The organism is Trinickia sp. EG282A (assembly GCF_040965455.1).
In the GTDB taxonomy this organism is placed as follows: domain Bacteria; phylum Pseudomonadota; class Gammaproteobacteria; order Burkholderiales; family Burkholderiaceae; genus Trinickia; species Trinickia symbiotica.
Genome location: NZ_JBFRCC010000004.1, coordinates 121469 through 146980 on the forward strand (window position 1 = coordinate 121469; position 25512 = coordinate 146980).

The 25512-nt window shown below is 62.2% G+C and carries 25 protein-coding genes; 14 read left to right on the top strand and 11 right to left on the bottom strand.

The features are described from left to right. Positions 1 to 39 precede the first annotated feature (39 nt). Both acnA and AB4Y31_RS19895 read left to right on the top strand, forming a co-directional pair. The gene (gene acnA / locus AB4Y31_RS19890; protein WP_368675424.1) at positions 40 to 2757 is read left to right on the top strand and encodes an aconitate hydratase AcnA; all 2718 of its coding nucleotides are present in this window, start codon (positions 40 to 42) and stop codon (positions 2755 to 2757) included. A gap of 296 nt (positions 2758 to 3053) precedes the next feature. After that, a complete protein-coding gene (locus AB4Y31_RS19895) occupies positions 3054 to 4409 on the top strand; it encodes a Fic family protein (protein WP_368675425.1) in 1356 nt (451 codons plus the stop codon). A gap of 77 nt (positions 4410 to 4486) precedes the next feature. On the opposite strand, the gene AB4Y31_RS19900 is transcribed toward AB4Y31_RS19895, so the two are convergent. Continuing rightward, positions 4487 to 5380, bottom strand: a complete 894-nt coding sequence (locus tag AB4Y31_RS19900; protein ID WP_368675426.1) for a LysR substrate-binding domain-containing protein — start codon at positions 5378 to 5380, stop codon at positions 4487 to 4489. 63 nt (positions 5381 to 5443) lie between these two features. Here AB4Y31_RS19900 and AB4Y31_RS19905 point away from each other — a divergent pair, with 63 nt between their 5' ends. The 5 genes from AB4Y31_RS19905 to AB4Y31_RS19925 all read left to right on the top strand — a co-directional run bounded on the left by AB4Y31_RS19905 (position 5444) and on the right by AB4Y31_RS19925 (position 9925). Further along, positions 5444 to 6379, top strand: a complete 936-nt coding sequence (locus tag AB4Y31_RS19905; protein WP_368675427.1) for an ABC transporter permease — start codon at positions 5444 to 5446, stop codon at positions 6377 to 6379. Between the two features lie 5 nt (positions 6380 to 6384). Next, positions 6385 to 7470 (top strand): ABC transporter ATP-binding protein, encoded by a 1086-nt coding sequence (locus AB4Y31_RS19910; protein WP_368675428.1) that lies wholly within the window; start codon positions 6385 to 6387, stop codon positions 7468 to 7470. Next, positions 7455 to 8543, top strand: coding sequence for an extracellular solute-binding protein (locus AB4Y31_RS19915; protein ID WP_368675429.1), 1089 nt, complete (start codon positions 7455 to 7457; stop codon positions 8541 to 8543). The genes AB4Y31_RS19910 and AB4Y31_RS19915 overlap by 16 nt, the downstream gene beginning before the upstream one ends. 10 nt (positions 8544 to 8553) lie before the next feature. Then, positions 8554 to 9381, top strand: a complete 828-nt coding sequence (locus AB4Y31_RS19920; protein WP_368675430.1) for an ABC transporter permease — start codon at positions 8554 to 8556, stop codon at positions 9379 to 9381. Positions 9382 to 9454: 73 nt separating this feature from the next. Further along, entirely contained in the window at positions 9455 to 9925 is a 471-nt protein-coding gene (locus tag AB4Y31_RS19925; protein ID WP_368675918.1) for a TIGR00725 family protein, read from the top strand. 202 nt (positions 9926 to 10127) lie between these two features. Here AB4Y31_RS19925 and AB4Y31_RS19930 read toward each other — a convergent pair whose 3' ends face one another. Both AB4Y31_RS19930 and AB4Y31_RS19935 read right to left on the bottom strand, forming a co-directional pair. After that, the gene (locus AB4Y31_RS19930) at positions 10128 to 10436 is read right to left on the bottom strand and encodes an XRE family transcriptional regulator (RefSeq protein WP_368675431.1); all 309 of its coding nucleotides are present in this window, start codon (positions 10434 to 10436) and stop codon (positions 10128 to 10130) included. Further along, on the bottom strand, positions 10429 to 10794 hold the full coding sequence (locus AB4Y31_RS19935; RefSeq protein WP_368675432.1) for a type II toxin-antitoxin system RelE/ParE family toxin: 366 nt from the start codon (positions 10792 to 10794) through the stop codon (positions 10429 to 10431). Before AB4Y31_RS19935 ends, AB4Y31_RS19930 begins: the two co-directional genes overlap by 8 nt. 689 nt (positions 10795 to 11483) lie before the next feature. On the opposite strand from AB4Y31_RS19935, the gene AB4Y31_RS19940 reads away from it, so the two are divergent. The 6 genes from AB4Y31_RS19940 (at position 11484) to AB4Y31_RS19965 (ending at position 17714) form a co-directional block, all read left to right on the top strand. Next, positions 11484 to 12389: a S1C family serine protease gene (locus AB4Y31_RS19940; protein WP_368675433.1), complete on the top strand. Its 906-nt coding sequence runs from the start codon at positions 11484 to 11486 to the stop codon at positions 12387 to 12389. An 18-nt stretch (positions 12390 to 12407) separates the two neighbouring features. Next, positions 12408 to 13076 carry a LuxR C-terminal-related transcriptional regulator gene (locus tag AB4Y31_RS19945; protein ID WP_368675434.1) on the top strand — a complete coding sequence of 223 codons (669 nt, stop codon included), beginning with the start codon at positions 12408 to 12410 and terminating at the stop codon, positions 13074 to 13076. A 212-nt stretch (positions 13077 to 13288) separates the two neighbouring features. Next, positions 13289 to 14035, top strand: coding sequence for a hypothetical protein (locus tag AB4Y31_RS19950; RefSeq protein ID WP_368675919.1), 747 nt, complete (start codon positions 13289 to 13291; stop codon positions 14033 to 14035). An 88-nt stretch (positions 14036 to 14123) separates the two neighbouring features. After that, complete coding sequence (locus AB4Y31_RS19955) at positions 14124 to 14531, top strand: histidine kinase (protein WP_368675435.1); 408 nt, start codon at positions 14124 to 14126, stop codon at positions 14529 to 14531. 478 nt (positions 14532 to 15009) lie between these two features. After that, positions 15010 to 16371, top strand: coding sequence for an MFS transporter (locus AB4Y31_RS19960; RefSeq protein WP_368675436.1), 1362 nt, complete (start codon positions 15010 to 15012; stop codon positions 16369 to 16371). A 116-nt stretch (positions 16372 to 16487) separates the two neighbouring features. Then, on the top strand, positions 16488 to 17714 hold the full coding sequence (locus AB4Y31_RS19965) for a porin (protein WP_368675437.1): 1227 nt from the start codon (positions 16488 to 16490) through the stop codon (positions 17712 to 17714). 48 nt (positions 17715 to 17762) lie between these two features. Here AB4Y31_RS19965 and maiA read toward each other — a convergent pair whose 3' ends face one another. The 7 genes from maiA to AB4Y31_RS20000 all read right to left on the bottom strand — a co-directional run bounded on the left by maiA (position 17763) and on the right by AB4Y31_RS20000 (position 23409). Then, the gene (gene maiA, locus AB4Y31_RS19970; protein ID WP_368675438.1) at positions 17763 to 18407 is read right to left on the bottom strand and encodes a maleylacetoacetate isomerase; all 645 of its coding nucleotides are present in this window, start codon (positions 18405 to 18407) and stop codon (positions 17763 to 17765) included. A 17-nt stretch (positions 18408 to 18424) separates the two neighbouring features. Continuing rightward, positions 18425 to 19123 carry a fumarylacetoacetate hydrolase family protein gene (locus tag AB4Y31_RS19975; RefSeq protein WP_368675439.1) on the bottom strand — a complete coding sequence of 233 codons (699 nt, stop codon included), beginning with the start codon at positions 19121 to 19123 and terminating at the stop codon, positions 18425 to 18427. Between the two features lie 109 nt (positions 19124 to 19232). Next, the gene (gene gtdA, locus AB4Y31_RS19980; protein ID WP_368675440.1) at positions 19233 to 20279 is read right to left on the bottom strand and encodes a gentisate 1,2-dioxygenase; all 1047 of its coding nucleotides are present in this window, start codon (positions 20277 to 20279) and stop codon (positions 19233 to 19235) included. Positions 20280 to 20306: 27 nt separating this feature from the next. Further along, complete coding sequence (locus AB4Y31_RS19985; RefSeq protein ID WP_018440038.1) at positions 20307 to 20618, bottom strand: non-heme iron oxygenase ferredoxin subunit; 312 nt, start codon at positions 20616 to 20618, stop codon at positions 20307 to 20309. A 7-nt stretch (positions 20619 to 20625) separates the two neighbouring features. Continuing rightward, on the bottom strand, positions 20626 to 21099 hold the full coding sequence (locus AB4Y31_RS19990; protein ID WP_368675441.1) for a nuclear transport factor 2 family protein: 474 nt from the start codon (positions 21097 to 21099) through the stop codon (positions 20626 to 20628). Positions 21100 to 21101: 2 nt separating this feature from the next. Beyond that, on the bottom strand, positions 21102 to 22358 hold the full coding sequence (locus AB4Y31_RS19995) for an aromatic ring-hydroxylating dioxygenase subunit alpha (protein WP_018440040.1): 1257 nt from the start codon (positions 22356 to 22358) through the stop codon (positions 21102 to 21104). Between the two features lie 64 nt (positions 22359 to 22422). Next, on the bottom strand, positions 22423 to 23409 hold the full coding sequence (locus tag AB4Y31_RS20000) for a 2Fe-2S iron-sulfur cluster-binding protein (RefSeq protein ID WP_368675442.1): 987 nt from the start codon (positions 23407 to 23409) through the stop codon (positions 22423 to 22425). A gap of 189 nt (positions 23410 to 23598) precedes the next feature. On the opposite strand from AB4Y31_RS20000, the gene AB4Y31_RS20005 reads away from it, so the two are divergent. Continuing rightward, entirely contained in the window at positions 23599 to 24501 is a 903-nt protein-coding gene (locus tag AB4Y31_RS20005) for a LysR family transcriptional regulator (protein WP_368675443.1), read from the top strand. 23 nt (positions 24502 to 24524) lie between these two features. Here AB4Y31_RS20005 and AB4Y31_RS20010 read toward each other — a convergent pair whose 3' ends face one another. Further along, positions 24525 to 25442 (bottom strand): LysR family transcriptional regulator, encoded by a 918-nt coding sequence (locus AB4Y31_RS20010; protein WP_368675444.1) that lies wholly within the window; start codon positions 25440 to 25442, stop codon positions 24525 to 24527. Positions 25443 to 25512 lie beyond the last annotated feature (70 nt).

Here is a 25512-nt window from a genome sequence, read left to right on the forward strand (position 1 = left end):
CAAGATCGTTGTTTCCTCGCTCCAAACCTAGGACAAACCATGGCCCACAACCTCCACAACACGCTCAAGGAATTCGACAGCGGCTCAGGAAAAGGGAAGTTCTACTCGCTGCCCGAGCTCGGCAAGGCATTGAACGTCAAGATCGAGCGCCTGCCCGTGTCGATCCGCATCGTTCTGGAATCGGTGCTGCGTAACTTCGACGGTAAGAAAGTCGCCGAAGAGCACGTCGCACAGCTTGCCAACTGGAAGCCGAATGCACCGCGCGTCGACGAGATTCCGTTCGTCGTCTCCCGTGTCGTGTTGCAGGACTTCACGGGCGTTCCGCTGCTCGCCGATATTGCCGCGATGCGCGGCGTGGCGCAGCGCATGGACAAGAACCCCAAGCTGATCGAGCCGCTCGTACCCGTGGATCTCGTCGTCGACCACTCCGTGCAGGTCGACTACTACCGCCAGAAGGATGCGCTCGATCTCAACATGAAGCTGGAATTCCAGCGCAACAATGAGCGCTACCAGTTCATGAAGTGGGGCATGCAAGCGTTCGACACGTTCAAGGTCGTGCCGCCCGGCGTCGGCATCGTGCACCAGGTCAACCTCGAGTACCTCGCGCGCGGCGTGCACAAGAAGGCCGAGAACGGCGACACGGTCTACTACCCCGACACGCTCGTCGGCACCGATAGCCATACGACGATGATCAACGGCATCGGCGTCGTGGGCTGGGGCGTGGGCGGTATCGAAGCCGAGGCCGGCATGCTCGGCCAGCCCGTCTACTTCCTCACGCCCGATGTCGTCGGCGTCGAGCTCAAGGGCAAGCTGCGCGAAGGCGTCACGGCGACGGACCTCGTGCTGACGATCACCGAGCTGCTGCGCAAGGAGAAGGTGGTCGGCAAATTCGTCGAGTTTTTCGGAGAGGGCACGGAATCGATCGCGGTTCCAGATCGCGCGACGATCGGCAACATGGCGCCCGAGTACGGCGCGACGATGGGCTTTTTCCCGGTCGACGAAAAGACGATCGATTTCTTCAGGGGCACCGGCCGCACCGATGCCGAAATCGCCGCTTTCGAGAACTACTTCAAGGCGCAGCAGCTCTTCGGGATTCCGAAGGCAGGCCAGATCGACTTCACGAAGGTCGTCACGCTCGACCTCGCAACCGTCGCCCCGTCACTCGCCGGTCCGAAGCGTCCGCAGGATCGCATCGAGATCGGCTATGTGAAGTCGACGTTCGCGGATCTGTTCTCGAAGCCCGTCGGCGAAAACGGCTTTGCGAAGAAGCCGGCCGAACTGGACGCCGTGTACGAGACATCGAACGGCATCAAGCTGAAGAACGGCGACGTGGTGATCGCCGCCATCACGTCGTGCACGAACACGTCGAACCCGAGCGTGCTGCTGGCCGCCGGCCTGTTGGCGAAGAAGGCCGTCGAGGCCGGCCTGACCGTGGCGCCGCATATCAAGACCTCGCTCGCGCCGGGATCGCGGATCGTGACCGAGTACCTGACCAAGACGGGCCTCCTGCCCTACCTTTCGCAACTCGGTTTCGAGCTCGCGGCCTACGGCTGCACGACCTGTATCGGCAACGCCGGCGATCTCACGCCCGAGATCAACGAGACGATCACGAAGAACGATATCGTCGCGGCCGCCGTCTTGTCGGGCAACCGCAACTTCGAGGCGCGCATTCACCCGAACATCCGCGCGAACTTCCTCGCCTCGCCGCCGCTCGTCGTCGCTTATGCGATCGCCGGTACGATCACGCGTGATCTGATGACGGAGCCCGTCGGCAAGGGCAAGGGCGGCAGGGACATCTATCTCGGCGACATCTGGCCGTCGAGCGAAGAGGTTCATGCGTTGCTCAGATACGCGCTCGACCCCGAAGCGTTCCGCAAGAACTACTCGCAGCTCACGCAAGAAGGCGACCTCTGGAGCAAGATCCAGGGCGAGGAAGGTCAAGTCTACGACTGGCCGAAGTCGACCTACATCGCCGAACCGCCGTTTTTCGGCGAGCAGTTTTCGATGCAGCCGACCGACGCGATTCCGACGATCAAGGGTGCGCGTGCGCTCGGCGTCTTCGGCGATTCCGTCACGACGGACCACATCAGCCCCGCGGGTTCGATCAAGGAAGATTCGCCGGCCGGCAAGTGGCTCAAGGCCAACGGCGTACAGAAGGCCGACTTCAACAGTTACGGCTCACGCCGCGGCAATCATGACGTGATGATGCGCGGCACGTTCGCGAACGTGCGGATCAAGAACCTGATGATCCCGCCGAAGGCCGACGGCACGCGTGTGGAGGGCGGGCTGACGATTCATCAGCCTAGCGGCGAGCAACTGTCGATTTACGATGCCGCGATGAAGTACATCGATGCCGGCACGCCGACCGTGATTTTCGCCGGCGAGGAGTACGGCACGGGATCGTCGCGCGACTGGGCCGCGAAGGGCACGCAGTTGCTCGGCGTGAAGGCTGTCATCGCCCGCAGCTTCGAGCGGATCCACCGCTCCAATCTGGTCGGCATGGGTGTGTTGCCGCTGCAGTTCAAGGGCTCGGACAGCATCCAGTCGCTTGGCATCACCGGTGAAGAGACGTTCGACATCGAAGGCCTCGCCGACGACTTCAAGCCGCAGCAAGAAGTCACGCTCGTGATCCATCGCAAGGACGGCAAGGAGCAGCGCGTGCCGGTGTTGTTGCGCATCGATACGCCGATCGAAGTCGACTACTACAAGCACGGCGGGATTCTGCCGTTCGTGCTGCGGTCGCTGTTGGCGGCGTAAGCCGTTTGGCGCGTGGCGCGGGCGCCGGCGCGCTCTGCCGTCTGAGGTAGTCATTGCCGCGCTTCGATCGTCGAAGCGCGGCCGTTCGAAGGCCCGGCTGCCCTGCCGGGCCTTTTCATTGGGGTTGGCGGCAAACTTGACGGTCACGTGGGTGTTGCCGAGCGGAATATCGACTCATCGGCTCACGAATCGGCTCATTGCGGGCTGAATCGGCTCAAAGTCTTGCGAATCGGCTCAAATCGGCTCAAAATCAGCTCCAACGTGAGCCGATATGAGCCGATTCTGAGCCGATTTGCATGAGCACTGGACTACTGCCCGCCGAAGACGTCATTGAAGCCTTGCGCCGTTTTACGGCACAGGGCCATAGCCAGGTCACGTCTTCCGAACTTGCCAACGCCACGGGGAAAAGTCTCGCGACGATAAAGCGGCTTCTTGGCGACCTGCGCGCGGCAGGCCGAGTGAACCGCCACGGGACGGGTCGTGCAACGCGCTACACGCTTGCTTCGGACATACCTTCGGCGGAACTGGCGCTCGGCACGCTCAGTCCGACAGAGATGCAATGGTCTCCTGCGAGCGTTGCCGTGCGTCGGCGATTGGCCGCTCCATTGGCGACCCGCGCCCCCGTTTCTTACAAACGCGATTTCGTCGACCACTACGAACCGAACAAGTCATCGCTGATCCCCGAGCCGCTCGCCATCCAGCTGGCAAACGCCGGGCGCATGCAGGGGCAACAGCCGGCGGGCACCTACGCTCGTAAGGTGCTGGAGCAGCTGCTGATCGACTTGTCATGGTCGTCGTCGCGCCTTGAAGGCAATCGGTTCACGCTGCTCGACACACGCAAACTGTTCGAAAGCGGCATAGCCGACGGCGATTTCGATGCCGTCATGCTGCTCAACCACAAGAGCGCTATCGAGTTCCTTGTCGACGCCGTGCCGACGGAAGGCCTGTCCACACCCGTTATCCGCAATCTACACGCGGTGCTGATGCAGAATCTGCTCGTGGATGAAGAAGGTCTTGGAACGATCCGCAAAAAGGTCGTCAACATCAGCGATACCACCTACCTGCCGATGCAGGTGCCGTCCGTCCTGGAGGAAATGCTCGACCTCATCGTCACCAAAGCTCGATTGATCAGGAACCCTGTCGAAGCGGCGTTTTTCCTATGGACAAACCTTGCTTATCTGCAGCCGTTCGAGGATGGCAACAAGCGTACGAGCCGCCTGGCGGCGAACATTCCGCTGATGCTATACAACTGCGCGCCGCTATCGTTTCTGGACGTCGACATACACGATTACGCGCTTGCGATGATAGGCGTCTACGAACTGCGCGACGTCTCGCTCGCTGTCGATATGTTCGAGTGGACCTATCGGCGTTCGATCGACAAATACAAGGTCGTGCTCGAATCGATGGGAGTGCCCGATACGATGCGCCTGCGTTATCGGCAAGCACTGAGCGAGGCAATCGGACTCGTCGTGCGCGGTCGGAAAGCCGCGGTCGAGGCGGCGTCCGAGCTTGGACTCACCGAGGAATCCGCGCCGGGGTTCAGCGCCATACTCGCCGATGAGTTGGCGAAGCTGGAAGTTTTCAATTGTGCGCGGTATCGGTTGACGATGGCGGAAACGAAGGCATGGATCGAAGCCGGGCGGCCAGGCTAGCCGCGATCACTTGAAAAGATATCGGCGACCGGCGCGCTGCAGGCTAACAGCAGCGGCGGCGCGACAGCCGACACACCTCAGCCCCGACATTCCTCGAGCATCCACGCTCTGAAGCGTTGCAACCCGGGTCTGGTAGCGAGACGCTCCCCCGAGTAGCAGAGATAGTGGCCCTGGTCATCGACGTCGACCGGCGCATCGATCGGCTCGACGAGCGCCCCCGAGCTGAGCAGATCGCGAATCAGGAACGCCGGGACGAGCGCGAGACCGAGCCCCGCGCACGCCGCCTGTATCAGTACGGCGTATTGCTCGAAGCGTGGTCCCGCCAGGGCTCGCATCCGCGTCACGCCATGCCGCTCCGCCCACTTGATCCATGCCGTTGCGGCTTGCTCATGCACGAGCCGAGGCGCGTCGGCAACGTCGGCCGGCTCGCGGACCGGATGCCGCTGCGCGAACTCGGGCGAACAGACAAGCGCGAACGTATGTCCGTCCAGGTAGTCGCTTAGCACTCCTTCCCAACGGCCGTCTCCGTAGCGAACGGCCGCATCGAGCTCCGGCGGAAACGCATCGCCGTGCGCCAGATGTCGCCGAAAGCTCAGTGTGACGTTCGGCGCGGACGCGAGGAAGCGCGGCAGACGCGGCACGAGCCATCTTGTCGTGAAGGTAGGCACGCTCGCGATCGTGAGCAAATCGGCTTCCTCGCGTGAGGCGAGGAGTTCCAGCGAAGCGTGACAGATTTCACGCAGCGGCTCCTTGATTCGTGCGTGATACGTGGCCCCGGCCGGCGTGAGCGCGAGCTGGCGGCCGTCGCGTACGAAAAGCCGGACGCCGACCTGGGCTTCGAGATTCGATACCTGTCGGCTGACCGCGCTCGGCGTCAGTCCCAGCTCGCGTGCCGCGCGCGAGAAGTTGAGATGCTTCGCGGACGCCAGGAACGTGAGCAACTCCACGGTACTCGGGCAAGAAGACTTCATTCGAGCTGTTCCAAATCCGCACAGTACATTGCGCGCTTTTTACCCTCGTTTCATGACGATGCAATGTCCACCCCGCAAACTGCCCGTTGCGTCGTCGCCTCCGGCAGCTTTGCACAGCGGGCCGCGGCGAGCCATTTATCGAACACACGCGAGAAAGACTTGTCATCGAACACCGCGCCAGCCCCCACTGTGCCGTTTCGTCAAAGGAGCGCCCAGCCGTCCATCGGGCGAATCGCGGTTCGCGCCGTCGTCACGCTGTTCGCGCTCTATCTGCTGACGCCGATGGTATTGCTGCTGATCGGCTCAGTCGGCAAGAGCTGGACGAATACCTTGCTCCCTAGCGGCTTCACCTGGCGCTGGTTTGTCGAGCTGGCAACGGATGTCAGTTTCCGGCGAGCATTTGGCGTGAGCTTCGTCGTTGCGCTGGCTTGTTGCGCAGTCGATGCCTGCATCGGCTTGCCGCTCGCCTATGCGTTGAATTACCGCGCGCGGAGCGGGCGAGGAGCCGCTTCGCGCGTCGTCATGCTGATGCCGGTCGCCGTACCGGCGCTAACCCTCGGTTTCGGCTATATCGCCGTATTCGGCGGCGATACGCTGCCGTGGCTCGGAACGCTGCCGTTGATGATCGCCGCGCACGCCGTGCTGACCCTCCCCTACCTGGTGCAGACGCTGCTCAGCGATTTGCGCCACCTCGATCTGACAAAACTCGAGGACTGTGCCGCGACGTTGGGCGCCACGCCCTCACGTCAGTTCTTCTCGATCGTCGTACCGAACCTACGGCAGAGCCTGTTTTCGGGCCTCGTGATGGTCTCGGCTCTCTCGATCGGCGAATTTCAGATATCCAATTTGATCGCGGGCTTTCGCTACCGCAATTTTCCGGTCGTGTTGCTCCAGGCGTTCTACGGCGCTTCCGGCTTGGCTTGCGCCGCAACCGTCGTCCTGCTCGTCCTGGCCGTGGCGGCCACGCTCGCGTCGATCAACACCGTCAACAGGCTGTAATCAGCATGAGCCTCAATTTCGACAATGTCAGCTTCAAATATCCGCGCGGCGGGCATGGCGTCGATGCCGTCACCCTCGCAGCGCAGCCCGGCGAACTGCTCGCCGTCATGGGCCGCAGCGGATCGGGCAAATCGACCCTGCTGCGCCTTGCTGCCGGCCTGCTCGACGGCTACGACGGACGCATCGCGATTGGAGGCGATGACATGGCGGGCGTGCCGGTCTGGCGTCGAGAGGTCGGCATGGTGTTTCAGCAGTACGCGCTCTTTCCACACCTGTCCGTCGTCGAAAACGTCGCCTACGGCCTGCGCATGCGTGGCGTGCCGGCCGCGCAGCGGCGCGTCCGCGCGCTGGAGATGCTCGAGCGCGTCGGACTCTCGTCGCATGCGGACCGCGGCACGACGATGCTATCGGGCGGGCAGCAGCAACGGGTCGCGCTCGCTCGCGCGCTCGTGATCGCGCCGCGCGTCTTGCTGCTCGATGAGCCGCTCGCCGCCCTGGACGCCGGCATTCGCCATCAACTCCGTGATTTGATTCGTGCGTTGCAACGGGCAAGCGGCGCCACGACGCTGCTCGTCACGCACGATCAAGAAGAAGCACTCAGCATGGCCGATCGCGTCGCAGTGGTAGAAAGCGGCCGCGTGCTGCAGGTCGACACCCCCTGCAACCTATATGAGCGCCCCGTTTCCGTGCAGGTCGCGCGTTTCGTCGGCCATTCGACGATCCTGCCTGGCCGCATCAGCGCCAAAGACACGGTCGACGTGGGGTTCGCGTTGCTGACTGCCGATACGGGCATTCGCCGCATCGGCGATCAAGTCGAATTGCTATTGCGACCCGAGCATATCCGACCGGATCCGCCTGTGGGTACCGCCAATCGCATTGATGGCGCACTCGGCGAAATTCGGTACTTCGGCGCTACGCAACGCTACGACTTTTTACCGAGCGGCTCATCAAAGCCGCTGCTATGCGAAGGCCGATCACTTCCGACGAGCAGCATCGCCATCGATCCGTGCCATCTCGTTACGTTGAATGCGTCGCCCGACACTCAATCCATCCCTTTGCCCAACGGAGAACCCGAATGTCTGCAGTCCTGACCCTCTCGACCGCCTTGCGCCGTATCGGCGTCTTGCTCGGCGCGTGCGCAGCGCTTGCAGCGACCACGGCGCATGGCGCGTCGCTTTATCCCGGCGAGGATGCGCTTTACGCCAAAGCCGCCGATGAGGGAATCGTCGTCTCGTTCGATACCGGTCCCGAATGGGCGAACTGGAAGTCACTCTTTGCCGAATTTCGCAAGCGCTATCCGAAGGTCGAGCTCACGTACAACGACATAGGTTCGGCCGCGACGGTCGTCGCCCTCGACAAGTCCCGCCGTCGCCCGCAGGCCGATACCGCCTATTACTTCGCGGCTTCCGCGCTCGATGCGGTCGGCAAGGACGTCGTTGAACCGTTCAAGCCGGTCAATTTCGACAAGCTGCCCACCGTGTTTCGCGAAGCCGACGGCCGCTGGTTCACCGTGCATTCGCTCAACATCGCCTTCCTCGTCAACAAGAAACTCGTGAAGGAGGTGCCGCAGCGATGGGCCGATCTGCTGAAGCCTGAATACCGGAATGCGGTCGTCTACCTTGATCCGCGCTCGACAGGCCAGGGACAAGTCGACGTCTTCGCCGCCGCCTACGCGTTCGGCGGCAACGTCGACAACCCGAAGCCTGGTGCCGACTTCTTCGGGAAGCTGACGTCGGCGGGCAACGTGCTGCGCGTCGAAGGCACGACGCCTTACGCGAAGTTCGTCAAAGGCGAAATTCCGATCTTGATCGGCTATGAAAACGACGGCCTCAAGGCGAAGTACACGGACGGCATGGGCGACGCGGTCGATGTCGTGATTCCGCAGGACGGCAGCGTCTCGGCGCCCTATGCGATGAGTCTCGTCAAGAAAGGTCCGAATCCCGCCGCTGCGCAGTTGTGGCTGAACCTGGTGATGAGCGACGTCGGTCAGGCATTGTTCGCGCAGGGCTACGTGCGGCCGGCTGTGCCCAGCGTCACGCTCGCCCCCGAGATCGCCGCGAAGATGCCGAACGCACCGCAAGTTCACCCGCTCGATGTCGCGAAGGCCGCGGCGCACAAGGGCGAAATCGATCAGCTCTGGTCGCAAGCCACGCTCGGCAAGTGAGGACGTAGCAATGCGCGGCTCGTTACTAGAGCGAGAGGGCCTGATTCGGCGCTTCGGTTCGGCGCCGGCAGGCGTTCTGTTGGCGGTGTGCTTCGCACTGCCGCTCGCCGCGCTCGTCGTCGCAGCCTGCGGCAACGGTGGTGCTGCGTTCGCCGTCATTGCGCGCGACCCGCTCATCGTGAGTGCGATCGCGCATTCATTCGCGCTGGCGCTCGGCGCCGGTACGTTGTCGACCGGCGTCGGTCTCGTTCTCGCCTTCGAGCTTGCGGGACGGCCTCCTGGCGAGCGGCGCTGGTTGTTGGCCATCCTTGGGGTGCCGCTCGCGTTTTCGGGGCTCGTGATCGCCTACGGCTTCATTCTGACGTTCGGCCGCGCCGGGTTCGTGACGATGCTGCTTGCTCGTTTCGGCGCCGATGCGGCGAAATTGGGCGGCTTGATCTACACGATTACAGGCCTCGTCATCGCATACGCCTATTACCTCATTCCGCGCGTTGCGCTCATGCTCTTTCCAGCGTTCGCGAATCTAGACCGGCGACCGCTCGAGGCGGCGATGACGCTGGGCGCGCACCCCTGGCGGGCATGGATCGACGTCGCATGGCGCGAGCTTTGGCCGTCGGTGCTGTCGGCCTGGTGCCTCGTCACCGCGATCGCGCTCGGGACGTACGGGACTGCCCTCGCATTGGCCGGCACGCAGATCGATATGCTGCCGCTCTTGATGTATTTGAAAATGTCTGACGGGCAGACGGATTTTTCACAGGTGGCCGTGCTGTCGATCATACTGACCGCGTTATGCACCTGTGTGCTTGCAATCGGAGAATGCATTGTCAGACGTCGGTAGGGATGAGGGGACTACGGTCGCGGCGGCACTTGAACGCGTGGCGTTGCGTCAACATGGACCGGATCGGCTCGCGATGCCGATGGCGATGATCGGGCCGCGCGTTGCTACCGAGGAGCAGCTGCGCACGGCCGAAGCGGTTGCGCATGCGTTCGCAGGCGCAGGCGTCGCGCTTCTCTGCGGAGGTAAAGGCGGCGTCATGGAGGCGGCTGCCCGAGGCGCACGCCAAGCAAACGGGGTCGTCGTCGGCTTGCTTCCCGAAGACGATGATGGTCAAGCGAATCCCTATCTCAGCGTGGCATTGCCGACGGGACTCGGCATCACGCGTAATGCATTGATCGCGCGAGCATCGCTCTGCCTGGTTGCCGTGGGGGGAGGACTCGGCACGCTTTCTGAGATCGCACTCGGTCTCCAATGGGGCAAGCCGGTGTTCGGAATCTGCGGCGCGCCGCAGGTGCAGGGAATCGAACAGTTTGAAGATCAGTCGGCCTTGCTCTTGCGTGTCGCGCGATGGCTTGCCGATGTCGGCGTGACAAGCCGCGCGTAGCCGTTCGACGCAGGACCGGGCCGCTCGAAGAAAGGCTTCGCTGTATCGGCAGCTTCGATCCTAAAAGGACACAAGGCGTTATTTTAGGACCCGGCCTCATCCTAAGTTGCGGAAGCGCAAAAGATCGGTCAGTGCTGATCTGGGCCGCGAATGAATTGCCTCAGCCTCTCTCAATGAGAGGCCGCCTCGGCCCTTCGGGCTCTCAAAGCTCGGAGAAATTGGCGATCCTCACATCACCATCCGGGAAGTGAGCAACGATTTCAAGCTCGCCTCCCATCGCCTTTATGTGCGCGCGGAGCGTCGAGATGTACATGTCGGTGCGTTGTTCCAGCTTCGCAATGCTCGGTTGTTTCACATTCAGCACCGCCGCCAGAGCCTGCTGCGACAGACCACGCGCGCGCCGCAACTCGCTCAAGGCCATCTCCGCGATCATTTGGCGCGCCTTTGCGTCCGACCGAGCCCGCGCCTCGGGCGACATTCTCGCTCTTAACTCGGAAAACTTCCTAGCCATCGTCGAAACGCTCCTGTTTGAGTTGCGCCAGATGTTCCTCATACAGCGCATCGGCACGCGGGATGCTTACGTCGTACCAGCGGTCATTGCCCGTCTTATCGCCGCCAAGCAAAAGAATCGCAGTGCGGCGCGGGTCGAACGCATACAACACTCGGTAGGGGCGGCCTTCGTGTTGCACTCGTAGCTCGCGCAGGTGGCCATGGCGAGAACTGTTGATCCCACTTGAGTATGGGTGTCGCAAGTTGGGGCCGTAGTTTTCGAGCAACCGAACGGACGCCGCAATGGACTCCTGTTCTGCCTCGACTAGCTCGTCCCACCAAGCACCAAAGTGATCGGTATATTCAACGTCCCACGTCATGAAAATATAGCCGGCAGGGTGTATTCCGTCAAGGGAATAGTTTTTGATCGAAACCGATGACCACACGTGCCCTTGGCTACGGCTGTCAGTAGGCCGCCGATAGGAGCGGCCTGTCGTCCTTCCCATCTCTGCTCGCAAGACCGCAGGACGAAAGTCGTGGACCTGACCGCTTTTGCTTCGAAGGGAGCGCCGATCATCGGGGCGCATTCGCACGCACCTGTCGAGACGCATGCCGACAGTGTGACCACCGATGCGATCGCATCATGCACAAACTGATCGGAGTGCGGCGAAACCGCAGTCCGAGCTTGCACTGGAAGCCGCACGGCAGAATGGCCGACTACGCGCGATGCCAGCGATAGTAGGCTGGACGACTAGCGATTCTGCTGAAAGACTCGCTTTTAGGACCGAGTAACTGGCGCGTCTTTCGAGAGGTGTCGAGGCCTTCTATTTTTTGCATTCCGCGGCCTGTGGTCATGCGCGCTGTTTCGCGAAGCTTGTCGCACATCTCCCCGGCTACCCATTTGGGTGATGTGCGCCCCCTGTCCTTCTGTCATTGTGAAACCGTCGTCACAACGCGCTACCCGCATAGGGCAAGTGAGCAATTGACGATGACGAGAAGCGCAAGCAGCTCGCATGCAATTGGCAGGAGACTTGAAATGGAAACCACATCCTCGAGCGGAAATCCTTTAATGGATCTGTCGGACAATCTGGCAAACATTGTCGCGCGAGTCGGGCGAAGTGTCGTGGCAGTACACGGCCGACATCGCATGCCGTCGAGTGGGGTAATCTGGCGAAATGGCGTAGTCGTGACGGCTGCACACACGATCAGGCGTGAGGACGGGATCGAGGTCACATTGACCGACGGCCGCACAGTCGCCGCAGTCCTCGCGGGCCTGGATTTGGGCTCCGACGTCGGCGTGCTGAAACTGGACGGCGTGGACCTGGACCCAATCGATTCGGGCGATGCCAGCTCACTGAAGCCGGGTCATCTTGCGCTCGCCGTCGCGCGGGCGGACGAGTTCGGCACCAGCGCTGATTTTGGCGTGATCGGCAGCACGGGTGGTCCATGGCGCACCTGGAGAAACGGACAACTCGATGCGTTCGTGCGCCTGGACGGCGGTCTACGCCCGGGTTTCTCCGGGGCGGCCCTCGCGGATATGCGCGGGCAGGTCATGGGCATCTGCACGTCGGCACTGATGCGCGGCGCCGGCGTCGTGATTCCGGCGGTGACCGTGGAACGCGTCGCCGATGAGTTGTTGGCTAAAGGGCACGTTTCACGGGGCTACCTTGGCGTCGGCACACAGCAGGTCAGCCTGCTGGACGCATGGGTCAAAAAAATGAATCTTCCGTTCAGTAGCGGATTGCTGATCAATTCGCTTGCACCGGGCGGTCCTGCGGAACAGGGTGGCGTGCTGATAGGCGATGTGATGATCGAACTGGACGGCAAGCCTTGCAGCGACATGAATGACTTGCATGCCGCGCTGGGCTCCGCAAGCATTGGGCAGCAGTTGCAAATCGCGTTGATCCGAGGTGGCGAACGCCACCCGTGTGCGGTAACAGTGGGCGAACGCCCCCAACGGAATTCGTGCAGGTGATGTCCGGGAAGCGACGAAATGTCGGATGGACAAACGGTACACACGGCGCCGGTTCGGGTGCTGGTGTTTGCGGCATCGTCGCAGGTGCGCGCTAGCCTGCAATCGCTTGTCGAGGAGAACCCGGCACTTGCGTTCTTAGGTAGCGCAGCCGACGCTGAAACGCTCGTCGATTGCCTCGCCGGGTCGGCGCCGGATGTGATCGTAACCGACATCGAGCCGGAGGCGAGCGACGCGATCAAAACGCTACTCGAACTCGGGCACGCGCCACCGTCGCTCGTTCTGTTGAGCGACGATACGGACAGCGACTGGCTCCTTGATGTGCTGCCCGCCGATGCGGCGGCGATCCTGCCGCGCAACGCGATGCCGGCCGAAATCGTTATGTCCATCGAAGCAGTCGCCGCGGGCCTTTGCGTGCTGTCGCCCGACACCCTCGCAAGGCTACTGACCCGACGAAGACCGTCGCGCCAGACGGCATCCGGCGAACCGTTCGAAGCCTTGACTTTACGCGAGATCGAAGTGCTGGCGATGCTCGCCGACGGACTCGGCAACAAGGACATCGCGCGGCGACTCGACATCTCGGACAACACGGTCAAGTTCCATCTCTCCTCCATCTTCGGCAAGCTCGGTGCGACCAACCGCACCGAAGCGGTGATGCTCGGTATGCGGCACGGATTCATCATGGTCTAGACAATCGGCGCCATCGCCGGTGAAGTTCCAACACTCGCTTTACGCACATTCCCCTCCATAAGCTTCCCGTAAGCAAAGTCCAAGCAGACTCTCGCACACGGTTCCCGGCCTTGCGAGATGCGCATCGTCGCGCCCCGCCCGATCGGCCACCGAACGATGCGTAGACCTAGGAGAAGAATGTGAACAAGCTTGGAACTGGCCGCGCCGCCGAGATGCTGAACAAGGTGCCCGAAGTCACCGCCGTTTTCTGGTTGATCAAGATCCTGTCCACGACCGTCGGCGAGACCGGCGCCGACTACCTCGCTGTCCATGTCGGTCTCGGCACCGCGGTGACGGGCGCACTCATGCTCGCACTATTGGTGCTCGCGCTCTTTCGGCAGCTCAATGCCACCCGATACGTACCATCGACCTACTGGCTCATGGTCGTGCTCGTCAGCATCGTCGGGACTCAGATCACCGATGCGCTCACCGATACGCTCGGCGTGAGCCTCTACGCCAGCACCGCCGTTTTCGCCGTCGCGCTCGCGGCCACCTTTCTTCTTTGGTATCGCTGCGAACGGACGCTCTCGATTCACACGATCGTCACGCGTCGCCGCGAACTGTTCTATTGGGCCGCAATCCTGCTGACGTTCGCGCTCGGCACGGCTGCCGGCGATCTCGCGACCGAAGCGCTCGGCCTCGGATTCAGGCTCGGCGTAGTGGTCTTTAGTGCGCTTATCGGCATCACGGCACTCGCCTATTACCTGGGCGGCAACGCCGTGCTGACGTTTTGGGTCGCCTACATATTGACGCGCCCGTTGGGCGCTTCCCTCGGCGATCTGCTTTCGCAAGCCAGCGAATACGGCGGAGTGGGCCTGGGCACGGTTCGCACGAGCATCGCATTCCTCGCCGTCATCGTCGCCCTCGTGGCTTGGCAGAGCGCCATCGAACGCGCGCCTCGCGGACAAACCTCACGCTGAGCCGGACCTTCGACTGGTTTCAATGAACGGGGGCGATACCGCCCTCTCCCCCGCGCCAAGCGGATTCAATGCTAAGGAGAACGAATCAGTGAGCATCAAAAAAACCACGATCACTTTCGCGTCGGCTGCCGCACTCGCCTTCGCAGGCTTGGCGCAGCTTCCGGGCGGCGGCATCATCGTCGCGTCGGCTCGCGCCGCGACGCCCTCGAAGCTTGGCGATCTCGCGCCCTTCCGCAAGATCGCTAGCGACTCCGCCACGCTCGTCGACAAAGGCGACCTTGCCGGCGCGAAGACACGCATCAAAGACCTCGAAACTTCTTGGGACGACGCCGAGCCTTCGCTGAAACCACGCGCGGCTGCAGATTGGCATGCCGTCGACAAGGCGATCGACCGCGCGCTCGCGGCATTGCGCGCCGCCAAGCCCGAGCAGTCATCCTGCAAACAGGCGCTAACCGAACTCGTTGCGACGATCGATCGCGTCAGCGGCAAGCAGTGAAGTCGTCATGATCGGTCTGCGGCGTATCGGTAAAGCGCGAGCCTCAAAACTCGTCAGCACACGGATAGCAGGCCGATCTCCGCATCATTCCTTTTTCGTCTTTGGTTCCTGGGCACGCTCCTGCGGCTCCAGTCCGCGCTCGGTCGGGGCCCTCGTACATGCGTCCGGTGGCGTGACGTAAGGAAGGTCGTTGCGGCAGCACGCATAGACCGGGAACCCGTATGCGTTCGTGCCGATGATAGTCGTTGGCCCATGCAGCGGGCACACCGCGTTCATGGCACCTCCCGAAATTCATCGATGAGTCAGTTTTCCATCGTACTCGCGGATTGACGTTTCGGCACGCAAGGCCCGCAATATTGATTCGGTGAATGCGCCGAATTCACGTTCCTATGTCGACGCGTGGTGCGGCGCAGTTTAAGTTCCCTTTCATAACGAAAGGCCGACAACCGCGCGGCCATGATGAAAGGAGACACCCCTGATGTCCTCGGCACCGCCCCCTATCGACGTTCGAGCCTGGCTCGACGAGCGCCCCTTCTCGCTTTTTCAATGGCGGGTCCTGCTTTTATGCTTTTGCATCGTCGCGGTCGACGGCTTCGATACGGCCTGCGTCGGTTTCATCGCACCGCTGCTGATGCGGGACTGGCATATCGGTCCTAATGTACTCGGCATGCTGTTCGGCGCCGGCCTCGGCGGCTTGATGGTGGGCGCTCTACTGCTCGGGCCCGTCGCCGATCGAATCGGGCGAAAGAAGACCTTGATCGCCACCGTCGCCTTCTTCGGTCTCGCGAGCCTCGCGACCGCGCATTCGCCAAGCGTGGCGATCCTGATCGCGTTGCGCTTCGCCACCGGGCTCGGACTCGGCGCGGCCATGCCGAATGCGATTGCGCTTACGTCTGAATATTGCCCCGAGCGCCGCCGGGCGTTTCTCACGACGGTCATGTTCTGTGGATTCACGATGGGGTCGGGCCTGGGCGGCGTCGTCGCGGCAGAGCTGATTCCCGATTACGGTTGGCGCGGCGTCTTCCTCTTCGGCGGCATTGCCCCGCTCGTGCTCGCCGCCGCGCTCGCGGTATGGCTGCCCGAATCGGTACGCTACCTCGTCGTCAAGGGCGCGGACGCAAGCAAGATCGCCGCGTTGCTCAACCGCATCGCCCCGCTCCGGGCTGACGTCGATACACGCTTCACCTTGCACGAAACCCGGACGGTGGGTTCGCCCGTGAAACAATTGTTCGCGCCTGCGTTCCGCACCGGAACGCTGCTTCTCTGGTGCGTTTTCTTCATGAGCCTCCTGATCGTCTATCTCATGACGAACTGGCTGCCGACGCTCGTTCATGCCTCCGGCCTCTCGCTCGCCTCAGCCTCGCGAATCGGCGTGTTCTATCAAGTGGGCGGCACGCTCGGCGCGCTCGTGCTGGGAAGACTCATGGACAGGTTTTCCGCCACCGGCGTTCTCGGCCTCTCCTACGCATTCGGAGCAGTCTTTCTCGCCCTGACCGGCTGCGTCTCGGGCGACTTGCTTGCCGTCACGGTCGCAGGCGTCGGCTTTTGCATCAGCGGTTCGCAGATCGGCGCCAATGCGTTCGCGGCGCGCTACTACCCGACTGCCAACCGCGTGACCGGCCTCAGTTGGGCGCTGGGGGTGGGCCGGCTCGGCTCCGTCTGCGGCGCGCTCGTCGGCGGCGCCTTGCTCGCGGCCCATATCCGGTTTCCGGTGCTCTTCCTCATCGTTGCGGTACCGGCCGGCATCGCGGCCGCCGCCATCTACCTATGCGGAGTGCAGGCTCGACGCCGCGCAGCCCTCCCCGCGCTTGCCGCATCTGCCGGCATCGACGCGGCTTGAACCGGCGGATGAAGGGACAAAGGCGGCAATGACCCCCGCCCTCCATCCGCATTCCTCAGACCCACCTCAGGTCCTGCAGTATCGTAAGCACTACTAACAAAGTACGGAGACACTTGATGAAGAAGCAACTCGCCGCTTGCGGCTTTGCCGTCGCGGCCACTGCCTCGCACGCGCAGACGAGCGTCACGCTCTACGGCATCGTCGATCTCGGCATTACCTATACGAACAGCGCACAAACAGGCGTCGCAAGCGGCCATCCACACGGGGGAAGTCAATTCGCGCTGACCGACGCTCATACGACGGGCCTGTCCGGCAGCCGATGGGGATTGCGCGGCACGGAAGAGCTCGGAAACGGACTGAGCGCGGTCTTCGTCATCGAAAACGGCTTCATGGCCAACAGCGGGGTCCTTGCTCAAGGCGGGGCCGAGTTCGGACGGCAAGCGTACGTCGGCTTGTCTTCGTCGCGGCTCGGCACCGTCACGCTCGGGCGCCAGTACGACCCTCTGGTGGAATCCGTTCAGTCCTTCGGGGCATCGGGCGCATGGGGCGGCTACATGTCGTCGCATCTCAACGATGTCGACAACCTCAGCAACACGAATCGCATCAACAACTCGATCAAGTTCACGACGCCGACCTATCGCGGGTTTCGCGCCGGCGCGCTCTATAGCTTCGGCGGCGTTGCTGGAAACACGAGCCAAAATCAGATCTGGTCGCTCGGCGTCAGCTACAGCGGCAACGCATTCGCGTTCGGGGCGGGGTACCTCAATGCGCGAAACCCCAATGTGTCGTTCTACGGAAACACGCCCAACAAGGGCCTAGCGACGGCGAACAACCTCGGGTCGTTCGGTTCCGCCACGGCGCCCGAGTCCTCGCCCGGCTATGCCGGATACGCCTCCGCGCATACGACGGAGATACTCGGCGCCGGCGCGTCCTATACGCTCGGCCAAGCAACGATCTCGACGGTCGTGACGAACACGCGCTTCGACTCGCTAGGCTCTTCGTCGGGTCCGAACCCGCTCGGCTACACGGGCAACGCCATCTTCACGAGCGCGGAGCTCGGCGTTCGTTATCGCTGGACGCCGTCTTTGCTGACCGGCGTGGCGTTCGATTACACGCGGCGCAATTCGGTGAAAGGCGACGGCGGCGCCAAGTATTTTCAGCTCGACCTCGGCACCATCTATAGCCTGTCGAAACGAACGGACGTCTATGCATTGGCGGTATTGCAGCGCGCAACCGGTCGCGATTCGCTCGGTCAGCCCGCGGTCGCCAATATCAGTGGCTTCACGCCGTCCGCCACCGACAAGCAGCTTGGCGTACGCCTAGGCATACGCCACAAGTTCTGATCGGGGATGTGCGGGTTCGCTCGCGGCGCGTGCCGCGAGCGACTTCGTTTACGAGCCCAGATAGTCCGGCTGCTTGTTCGGCTGAGCAGCGTCGAACGCCGGATGCTCCATGGCGTGGCGGTAGGCGGCCAGACTCAACGGATAGAGAGTGAGATCACACCCCATCCGCTGCGCGTTCGCGATTTGAGGCACGAGGCAGCAATCAGCCAAAGTCGGCGCGCCCCCGAAACACCATGGCCCTTGCCCGTGTCGCGCGAGCATCCGCTCGACCCCGGCCATTCCTTCCGCGATCCAATGCTTGTACCAGGCGTCCTTTTGCTCGGGCGTGACGTGAAGCACCGCGTCGAGGTATTTAAGGATCCGCAGGTTGTTGACAGGGTGGATATCGCAGGAGATCAAATAGGCGAACTCGAGGATGCGCGCACGCAGTGTCGGCTCGGACGGAATCAGGCGCGGCTCGGGATGGCGCGCGTCCAGATAGTCGATGATGGCGAGCGACTGGCCGAGCGCGAACTCGCCGTCGACGAGCGCGGGCACGACCGCCGAGGGATTGACGCGATCGACATATTCGGCGTCGCGATGCGCGCCCGCGCGAATGTTCACGGGGACGTAATCGCTGGCAAGCCCTTTGAGCGCAAGCGCGATTCGCACGCGATAGGAGGCGGAGCTATTGAAAAAACTATGAAGTTGCATGCAAGGCGCCCTCGCAATCAATCCACGCGCACGCTCAGCTCGCCCAGCCGCTCGATTCCAACCATCATCGAATCGCCCTTGACCACCGGGCCAACGCCTTCAGGCGTCCCCGTGTAGATGAGATCGCCGGGCTCGAGCCGGAAAAACTTCGATAGGTCAGAGACGGTTTCCGCCACCGACCAGATCAAGTGCGAAACATCGCTTTCTTGTTTGGTCGCGCCGTTCACCGTCAGCCATATTCCACCGCTCTCGAAGTGGCCAACTTCGCTTGCCTTATGGATCGGACCGATCGGAGCCGAATCGTCGAATGCCTTGCCGATCTCCCACGGCCGGCCCATCTCGCGCATCTTCATCTGCAGATCGCGACGCGTCATGTCCAGACCGACCGCGTAGCCCCAGACATGATCGAGCGCGTCAGCCACTGCGATGTCCGTGCCTCCTTTGCCGATGGCCGCGACGAGCTCGGCTTCGTAATGGTAGTTCGCGGTCTGTGACGGGTAAGGGATTTCGAGCGTCTCGCCGTAGGCGACCGGAATCACCGCGCCCGCCGGCTTGCAAAAAAAGAAGGGCGGCTCGCGGTCGGGATCGAATCCCATCTCGCGCGCGTGAGCCGCGTAGTTGCGCCCGACGCAGTAGACGCGGCGCACGGCGAATTTGTCGTCACTGCCCGCGACAGGCACAGCGATGGGCGGCTCGGGAGAAAAAACGAATGCCATGGCGATAGGCCTCACATTAAATGGAACATCGGAAGTTCAATTGCAATTGCGATCGAAGGCGGGCAGCGGGGACCTAAGCGCCTGCCGGATCGATTCAGCACTACTGAAGTTATTGGCGCTCTTCGCGCAGCAGATTGAGCGCCGACATGACCGGTCGATCCGAATAGCTGAAGAGCACGCTTTCCGTCGATGCGGTCAAGCTGGCCGGCTGCCACGCCGGCACGACGAAGACGTCGTGCGGCTCGAAGGCAAAGGACGTATCACCGATCCGCACCGATCCCTGCCCTTCCACGACGCAGTAGACCGTGGCATCCGTGCTGCGATAGGGCCTGCCGGAGAAGCCCGCGGGAAGAAGCTGCATGAACGTGGCGATCGTCGGCATCGGCCATCCACCCGTGGCCGGATTCACGTAGCGAAGCTTCACGCCATCCCATTCGTCGAGCTCGCCATTGCGGTGAAGGATGTCGAGCGCTTCGCGGCTACGATCGTAGGGATAGCTAAATACAGGCGAACTCGGATCGTCGACACGATGGCGAACCGGGACCATGTTGTGGCCGAAGCGCGCAAAGCTGTCGCCTTCGGGGCGAGCGATAGGCTGAGTCGCTCGCGGATAGTTTTCAGCGAAGCCCGCATTGAGGCTCGCGATCAATGGAATGTCTAGCCCATCGAGCCATACGACCGGCTCGCCGCCTTCTTCCACGGACGGATTGCCATGATCGTGCCAAGTCCAAGAAGGTGTAATGATGAAATCGCCCGGGTGCATCGTAGTGCGTTCGCCGTTTACGGCCGTCCACGCGCCGCGGCCTTCCACGATGAAGCGCAACGCGGACTGCGTATGCCGATGACTTGGTGCGATTTCGCCGGGCAGAATCAGTTGCAGGCCTGCATAGAGCGTCGAAGTAATGCTCGCTTTCCCGGCAAGGCCCGGGTTCTCCAAAACGAGTACGCGGCGAATCGCTTCCTCTGCGCTGATCAACGTGCCGGCCCGCATGATCAGGTCGCGAATCCGCGCATATTTCCATATCGCCGCGACGGCCTGCGGCCGCGGCTCCTTCGGCACAAGGCTGTGCAGCGACTCCCAAAGCGGGGAAAGGCCGCGCGCTGCGAGTTGCTCGTAGTAGGCCGACCGCGCTTCACGTGTCGAATCTGTCTCCATCCGGCGTCTCCTTTCGTTGATGTCCGTTCAGATTTCGACGAAAACGCTGCCGTCCACGATCCTGATCGGATACGTGCGGATATCGGCCGCAAGCGGCTCGCAAAGGGCTTTCCCTGTTCTCACGTCGAAGCGGCCCTGGTGCAGAGGACATTCGATTTCGTGTCCCTCCAGAAATCCGTCGCAAAGACGGGCATGGCCGTGCGTGCAGATGTTGTCCGTGGCATACACAGCGCCATCCACGCCGTAGAGGGCGAGCTCTTGTCCGGCGGCCTCGACCGCCACCACGTCGTCGCCCGGCACAGCGGCCAGATCGATGACTTTGATCCATTGCTTGGTCATAGGAGGCTCAAATCGGGTAAATGAGGGAGTTGGCGATCATCTCGCTATCGAATACGCAGAGCCGCGATTCGAACTTCAAGCCACTGTCCATGCGCACGATCGTGTCGATATACCGGCCGACGTTGAACACGGTCGTCATCTCGTCGGGCTTAGTGCGGAACACCGCATAGTTGGCCTCGGCTTGGATTCGCGCGTCCTCCACGCCGATGACACGTGGCGCACCGACGACATGGCGTTGGTAGTACGGATCGTGAAAAATCGTCTCGGTCATGCCGTAGACACGATCCTTCAACATGCCCTTGCTCTCGAACGACAGCGTCGCGAGCGGAAATCCCCGGTCGTAGTTCTCGCGCGCCTGAACTTTGTAGACGCAATGCTGCGTAAAGAACTCGGGCCACTTGTCCCACTCGTTGTTGTCGACAGTCGCGGCGTAGTCGGTATAGAGCGCGACGAGTTGCTGATAAGTTTCGAAATCGAGCATCGTCAGATCTCCATCACGCGACGCCAGTAGTCGTACATGCCGCGAATCAGCGTCTCCGTCACCATATGATCGGTATCGCCGATTTCGCGACCGCCGAGTTCCGCGATGGTTCGGTGAAACGGCTTCTGCTCGAAACCTTCCTGCGAAAACTCGATCACCTCGCCGTCGTCAGCCGAAACGAAACCCGCCGGCCCGAACAAATTCGCCTGGCGCAAGCGGCGGCGCGTCATCTCGCCGCTATCGTCTTCGAAACCGAAATGCGTCCAGACGAAATCGAACGAGCCTTGCCCGTTCGGCTGGATATGGCGTGTCGACAAGGAATTGACCTGCTGCTGAATGATGACGCTTGGAAACACCGTGGTCATGACCGCCGTCGGGCCACCCCACCAGGGCTCTTGGACGACGTCGAGGAAGCGGTCGTCGTTGAGCGTCATTTGATCCTTGAAGCTCGATACGCCGCTCGTCACGTCGCCTTTGCCGCCCGCGCCGCGGGTCGAGATCATGGCCGCATGGCGAAACTGCTCGTCCATTTTCAGCTCGGACTTATTGTCGGCGCGCCAAAGGCCGAAGGTGACGAACCAAGTATGAAGCAGGCCCGGATGGTACGGGTCCTTGATGTTCTCCTGCATCAGCTTCCAGTTGCCGGGAATACGTTGCCGGCTGTAGCCGAGGATCGTCAGCTTGCGCCCGTCGAAGACGCGATCGAAATAGCGCAGAATCGTCGGGCCGAGGAACGCTTCGAGCGAAGGCAGATCGGGATCGAACGACGCGAAGATGACGCCGTTTCGCGTGGCCACGTTGAGTTTCGTGAGGCCGTGCTCCTTCGGGTCGAAGTCGGACGGCATGCCGCCGTTGATCTTGCCGTCCTGCTTGACGCCACGCCGGAACGGCACGCCGACCAGATTCCCCTTCAGGTCGTAGTTCCATTGGTGGTAAGGGCAAGTGAAGTCCTTGCGGTTGCCGAACTTCTCGCGGCAAAAGCGCACGCCGCGATGCGCGCAGACGTTTTCGACCACGCTGACGTCTCCGTCCTGCGTCCGGGCGACGATGACCGAACGCTCGCCCACGACCGTGCGCTTGAAATCGCCCGGGTTCGGGATTTCCGCCTCGAGGCCCACATAGCACCAGTGCCCCGTATAGAAGAGTCGCTCGAGCTCTCGGCGGTAGATGTCGGCATCCGTATAGGCCCTGAATGGAATGCGGCTCGATCCCGCGCCGTTCCATACGGGTTCTTTGAAGGCAATAGGAGCCTCGTTCATGCTTTGTCTCCTGGGGATTCGTGGGATCTCTGGGTTTCTCTGTGCCATCGGCCGAGTTTCGAGGTCATATGCCGCTTGCGTAGAACGCATCGGCATAGACGTGCTCGGCAGCGACGCCGCGTTGACGCAGCAAGATCGACGCGGCATCGACCATCACGGGCGCACCGGCGACATAGGCACGCCAGCCCTTGAGGCTCGACCAATCCTTGCCGACGGCTTCGGTCACGACGCCGCCGCGGTATCGGTCCGATTTGCCAGCCGCAGCCACGACGACATGCGCCGTCAAATTCGGGAGCCGTTCGCGAAGCTCGTCGATCCAATGCGTGCCATAGATGTCGTCCGGCGAGCGCACGCCGAAATACAGTTGCACGGGGTTCGTCATGCCTTCATCGGCGATGCCCCTCAGAATCGAAAGAATCGGTGCGAGGCCGGTGCCGCCGGCAATGCATACGATGGGGTCGGTCGTCTTGCGGCGCAGGTAGGCCGTGCCGAGCGGGCCGCTCAGGCGAACGGCGTCGCCTACTTTCAGCTGGGTTGCTACGTAGGTGGTAGCTCGGCCGCCCGGGACGAGCCGAATATGGAACTCGACCTCCCCCGCGTTCGGTGCAACCGCCATCGAGTACGGCCGGCTATGTTGCGGCGTCAACTGCAGCGTCGCGTATTGCCCGGGCGAGAATTCGAACGGTTTCGACAGGGCGAGCCGAAGCCGCTTGATGTCGTGCGTCATGTCTTCGATACCGACGACCGTGGCCTTGATGATCTTCGCCGGATGGACGACGATTTCGTCGACTTCGGGCAATTCGATCGCGCAGTCTTCGACGATGGTCGTCTGGCAGGCCAGCACGGTCTGCCCCGTGGCCGCCGGCGCGTTCGTCTCGGCGGCGCCCGTCACGAGCACGTTGCCTGAAACCACGCGGCAACGACAGGTGCCGCAACGGCCGGCCATGCAGCTATAGGAAACCGGAACGTCGTGCGCACGCAGCACGTCGAGCAGGTTTTCGCCGGCCGGTGCGTCCAGCACGCGCTTGAGCGGCAAAATCGATACTTCCATGGCGCCAGTGTCTCCGGGGCTGGTCAATTCGTCGTGCCATGATGCCGCTGCACATGGTATTGATAAATAGAAACTCCTTGATAATCCACATCACCCAAAGTGATAATGCCGCCAAGGAGCGCGAGCGCCCGGCGAGCACTCGAGCGCGAGTCCCAACCGGACCGCCGCATGGGACCAGGAGACACGGATATGGAGCTTCAGGACATCGATCTGAACCTGCTCGTCGTATTCAACGAGCTGCTCAGGCAACGGCGCGTTTCCACCGTGGCGCAGACGCTAGGCATCTCGCAGCCGGCAATCAGCAATGCGTTGAACCGCCTGCGCAAGCTGCTCGGCGACGAGCTGTTTCTCAGGACGTCGAAAGGCATGATGCCCACGCCGTTCGCCGAATCGCTCGCCGAACCGATCGGCTACGCTTTGGGGGCGATATACAACACGCTCAACGCGACGTCGACGTTCGAGCCCACGTCGAGCAACCGGTCCTTCACCGTCGCCATGACGGACATCGGCGAGATTTATTTCCTGCCCGCGCTCATGAAGCGATTGGCGAAGGAAGCGCCGGGCGTCACGATCAGCACCGTGCGCAACTATCCCGATGCGCTCCGGGATGCCATGGAGACCGGTCAAGTCGACCTGGCCATCGGCTTTATGCCCGATTTGAAAACGGGCTTCTTTCAACGTCGTTTGTTCAAGCAACGATACGTGTGTCTCTTCCGGAAAGGACATCCTCTGGCGAAGAGCGGCATGACGATGAAGGCGTTTCTCGAGGCCGAGCACGTTGCCATCGTCGCGGAGGGCACGGGCCACGGGATGGTCGACGCGGCGATCCAGCGCGCAAGCGTGCCGCGGCGCGTTTGTCTGCGCGTGCCGCACTTCGTGGCGGTGGGGCACATTCTTCAGACAACGGACTTGATCGCCGTGGTCCCGCAGGCGTATGCCACTCGCACGCTTGCGCCGTTCGGCCTCGATAGCGCACCGTGCCCCGTGAAGATTCCCGACATCACGATCAACGTCTTATGGCACGCACGCAATCATCGGGAGCCCAGCAATCAGTGGCTCAGGCAGCTAGTCTTCGAGGAGTTTTCGCAATAGCGGCTCGACCTTGAACGAGCCGGTCAACGGCGTGCGCGCTCGCTCTTCACGTGATCGATGAACGCTCGCAGCTTCGGCATCGTCTGCTTGCGATCGGGATAATAGAGAAACACACCGGGCACCTTCGGCGCGAACGGCTCCAATACGCGTTCCAGTTTGCCCTGCGCCAGCAAATCGGCAGCGATCGGCTCGGGCACTTGCGCGAGCCCGACACCATCGACAGCCGCGCCCAGCACGGTGAGAAAGTCGCTCGCGATGAGCGGGCCCGAAACGGCAATCTCGACCGCTCGCCCATTGCTGCTGAGGGGCCATGGCGCGAGCGCCCCGTTCGATCGACGCAGTCTCAGGCATGCGTGCCCGCGCAAATCATCGGGCCGTTCGGGCCGGCCACGATCGGTGAGGTAGGCAGGGCTGCCAACGACGATCAGGCTGAACGGAGGCGTCAGCCGCACAGTCACCATGTCGGCGGCGATGAACTGGCCTAGCCGAATCCCGGCATCGAACCCTTCGGCGGCGAGATCGACGAGTTCTTCGCTAGCCGAGACTTCCACTTCGACTTCGGGATAGGCCCGACAAAACGATGCGATCAGCGGCTGCAGCAGGATCGGCACGACAGCGGGCGGCACTGAAAGACGCAGCCGGCCGGTCGGCCTCTGTCCGAGTTCGCGCGCGAGCTCACCGGCGGCAACGAGTTCCTCGAAAGCGGGCTTGGCGCGCGCAAGGAAACGCTCCCCGGCTTCCGTCAGGCCGACGCTGCGCGTGGTACGTATGAAAAGCGTTGCGCCGACACGCGCCTCGAGCGACCGCACCGCCTGGCTCATCGCAGACGGCGTCACGCCGAGTTCGGCGGCCGCTTTGCGAAAGCTGCGGTGCTGAGCGACGCTGAGAAACGCCTCGACGCCGTCGAGCGCGCCCTGCCTGACTGTGAAGTTTTGCTTCATACCTCGTCGACATTGTCGCGAATAGTCAATCAGTGGAAGCAATGGTACATCTATGTTGCCGAACAGGAAC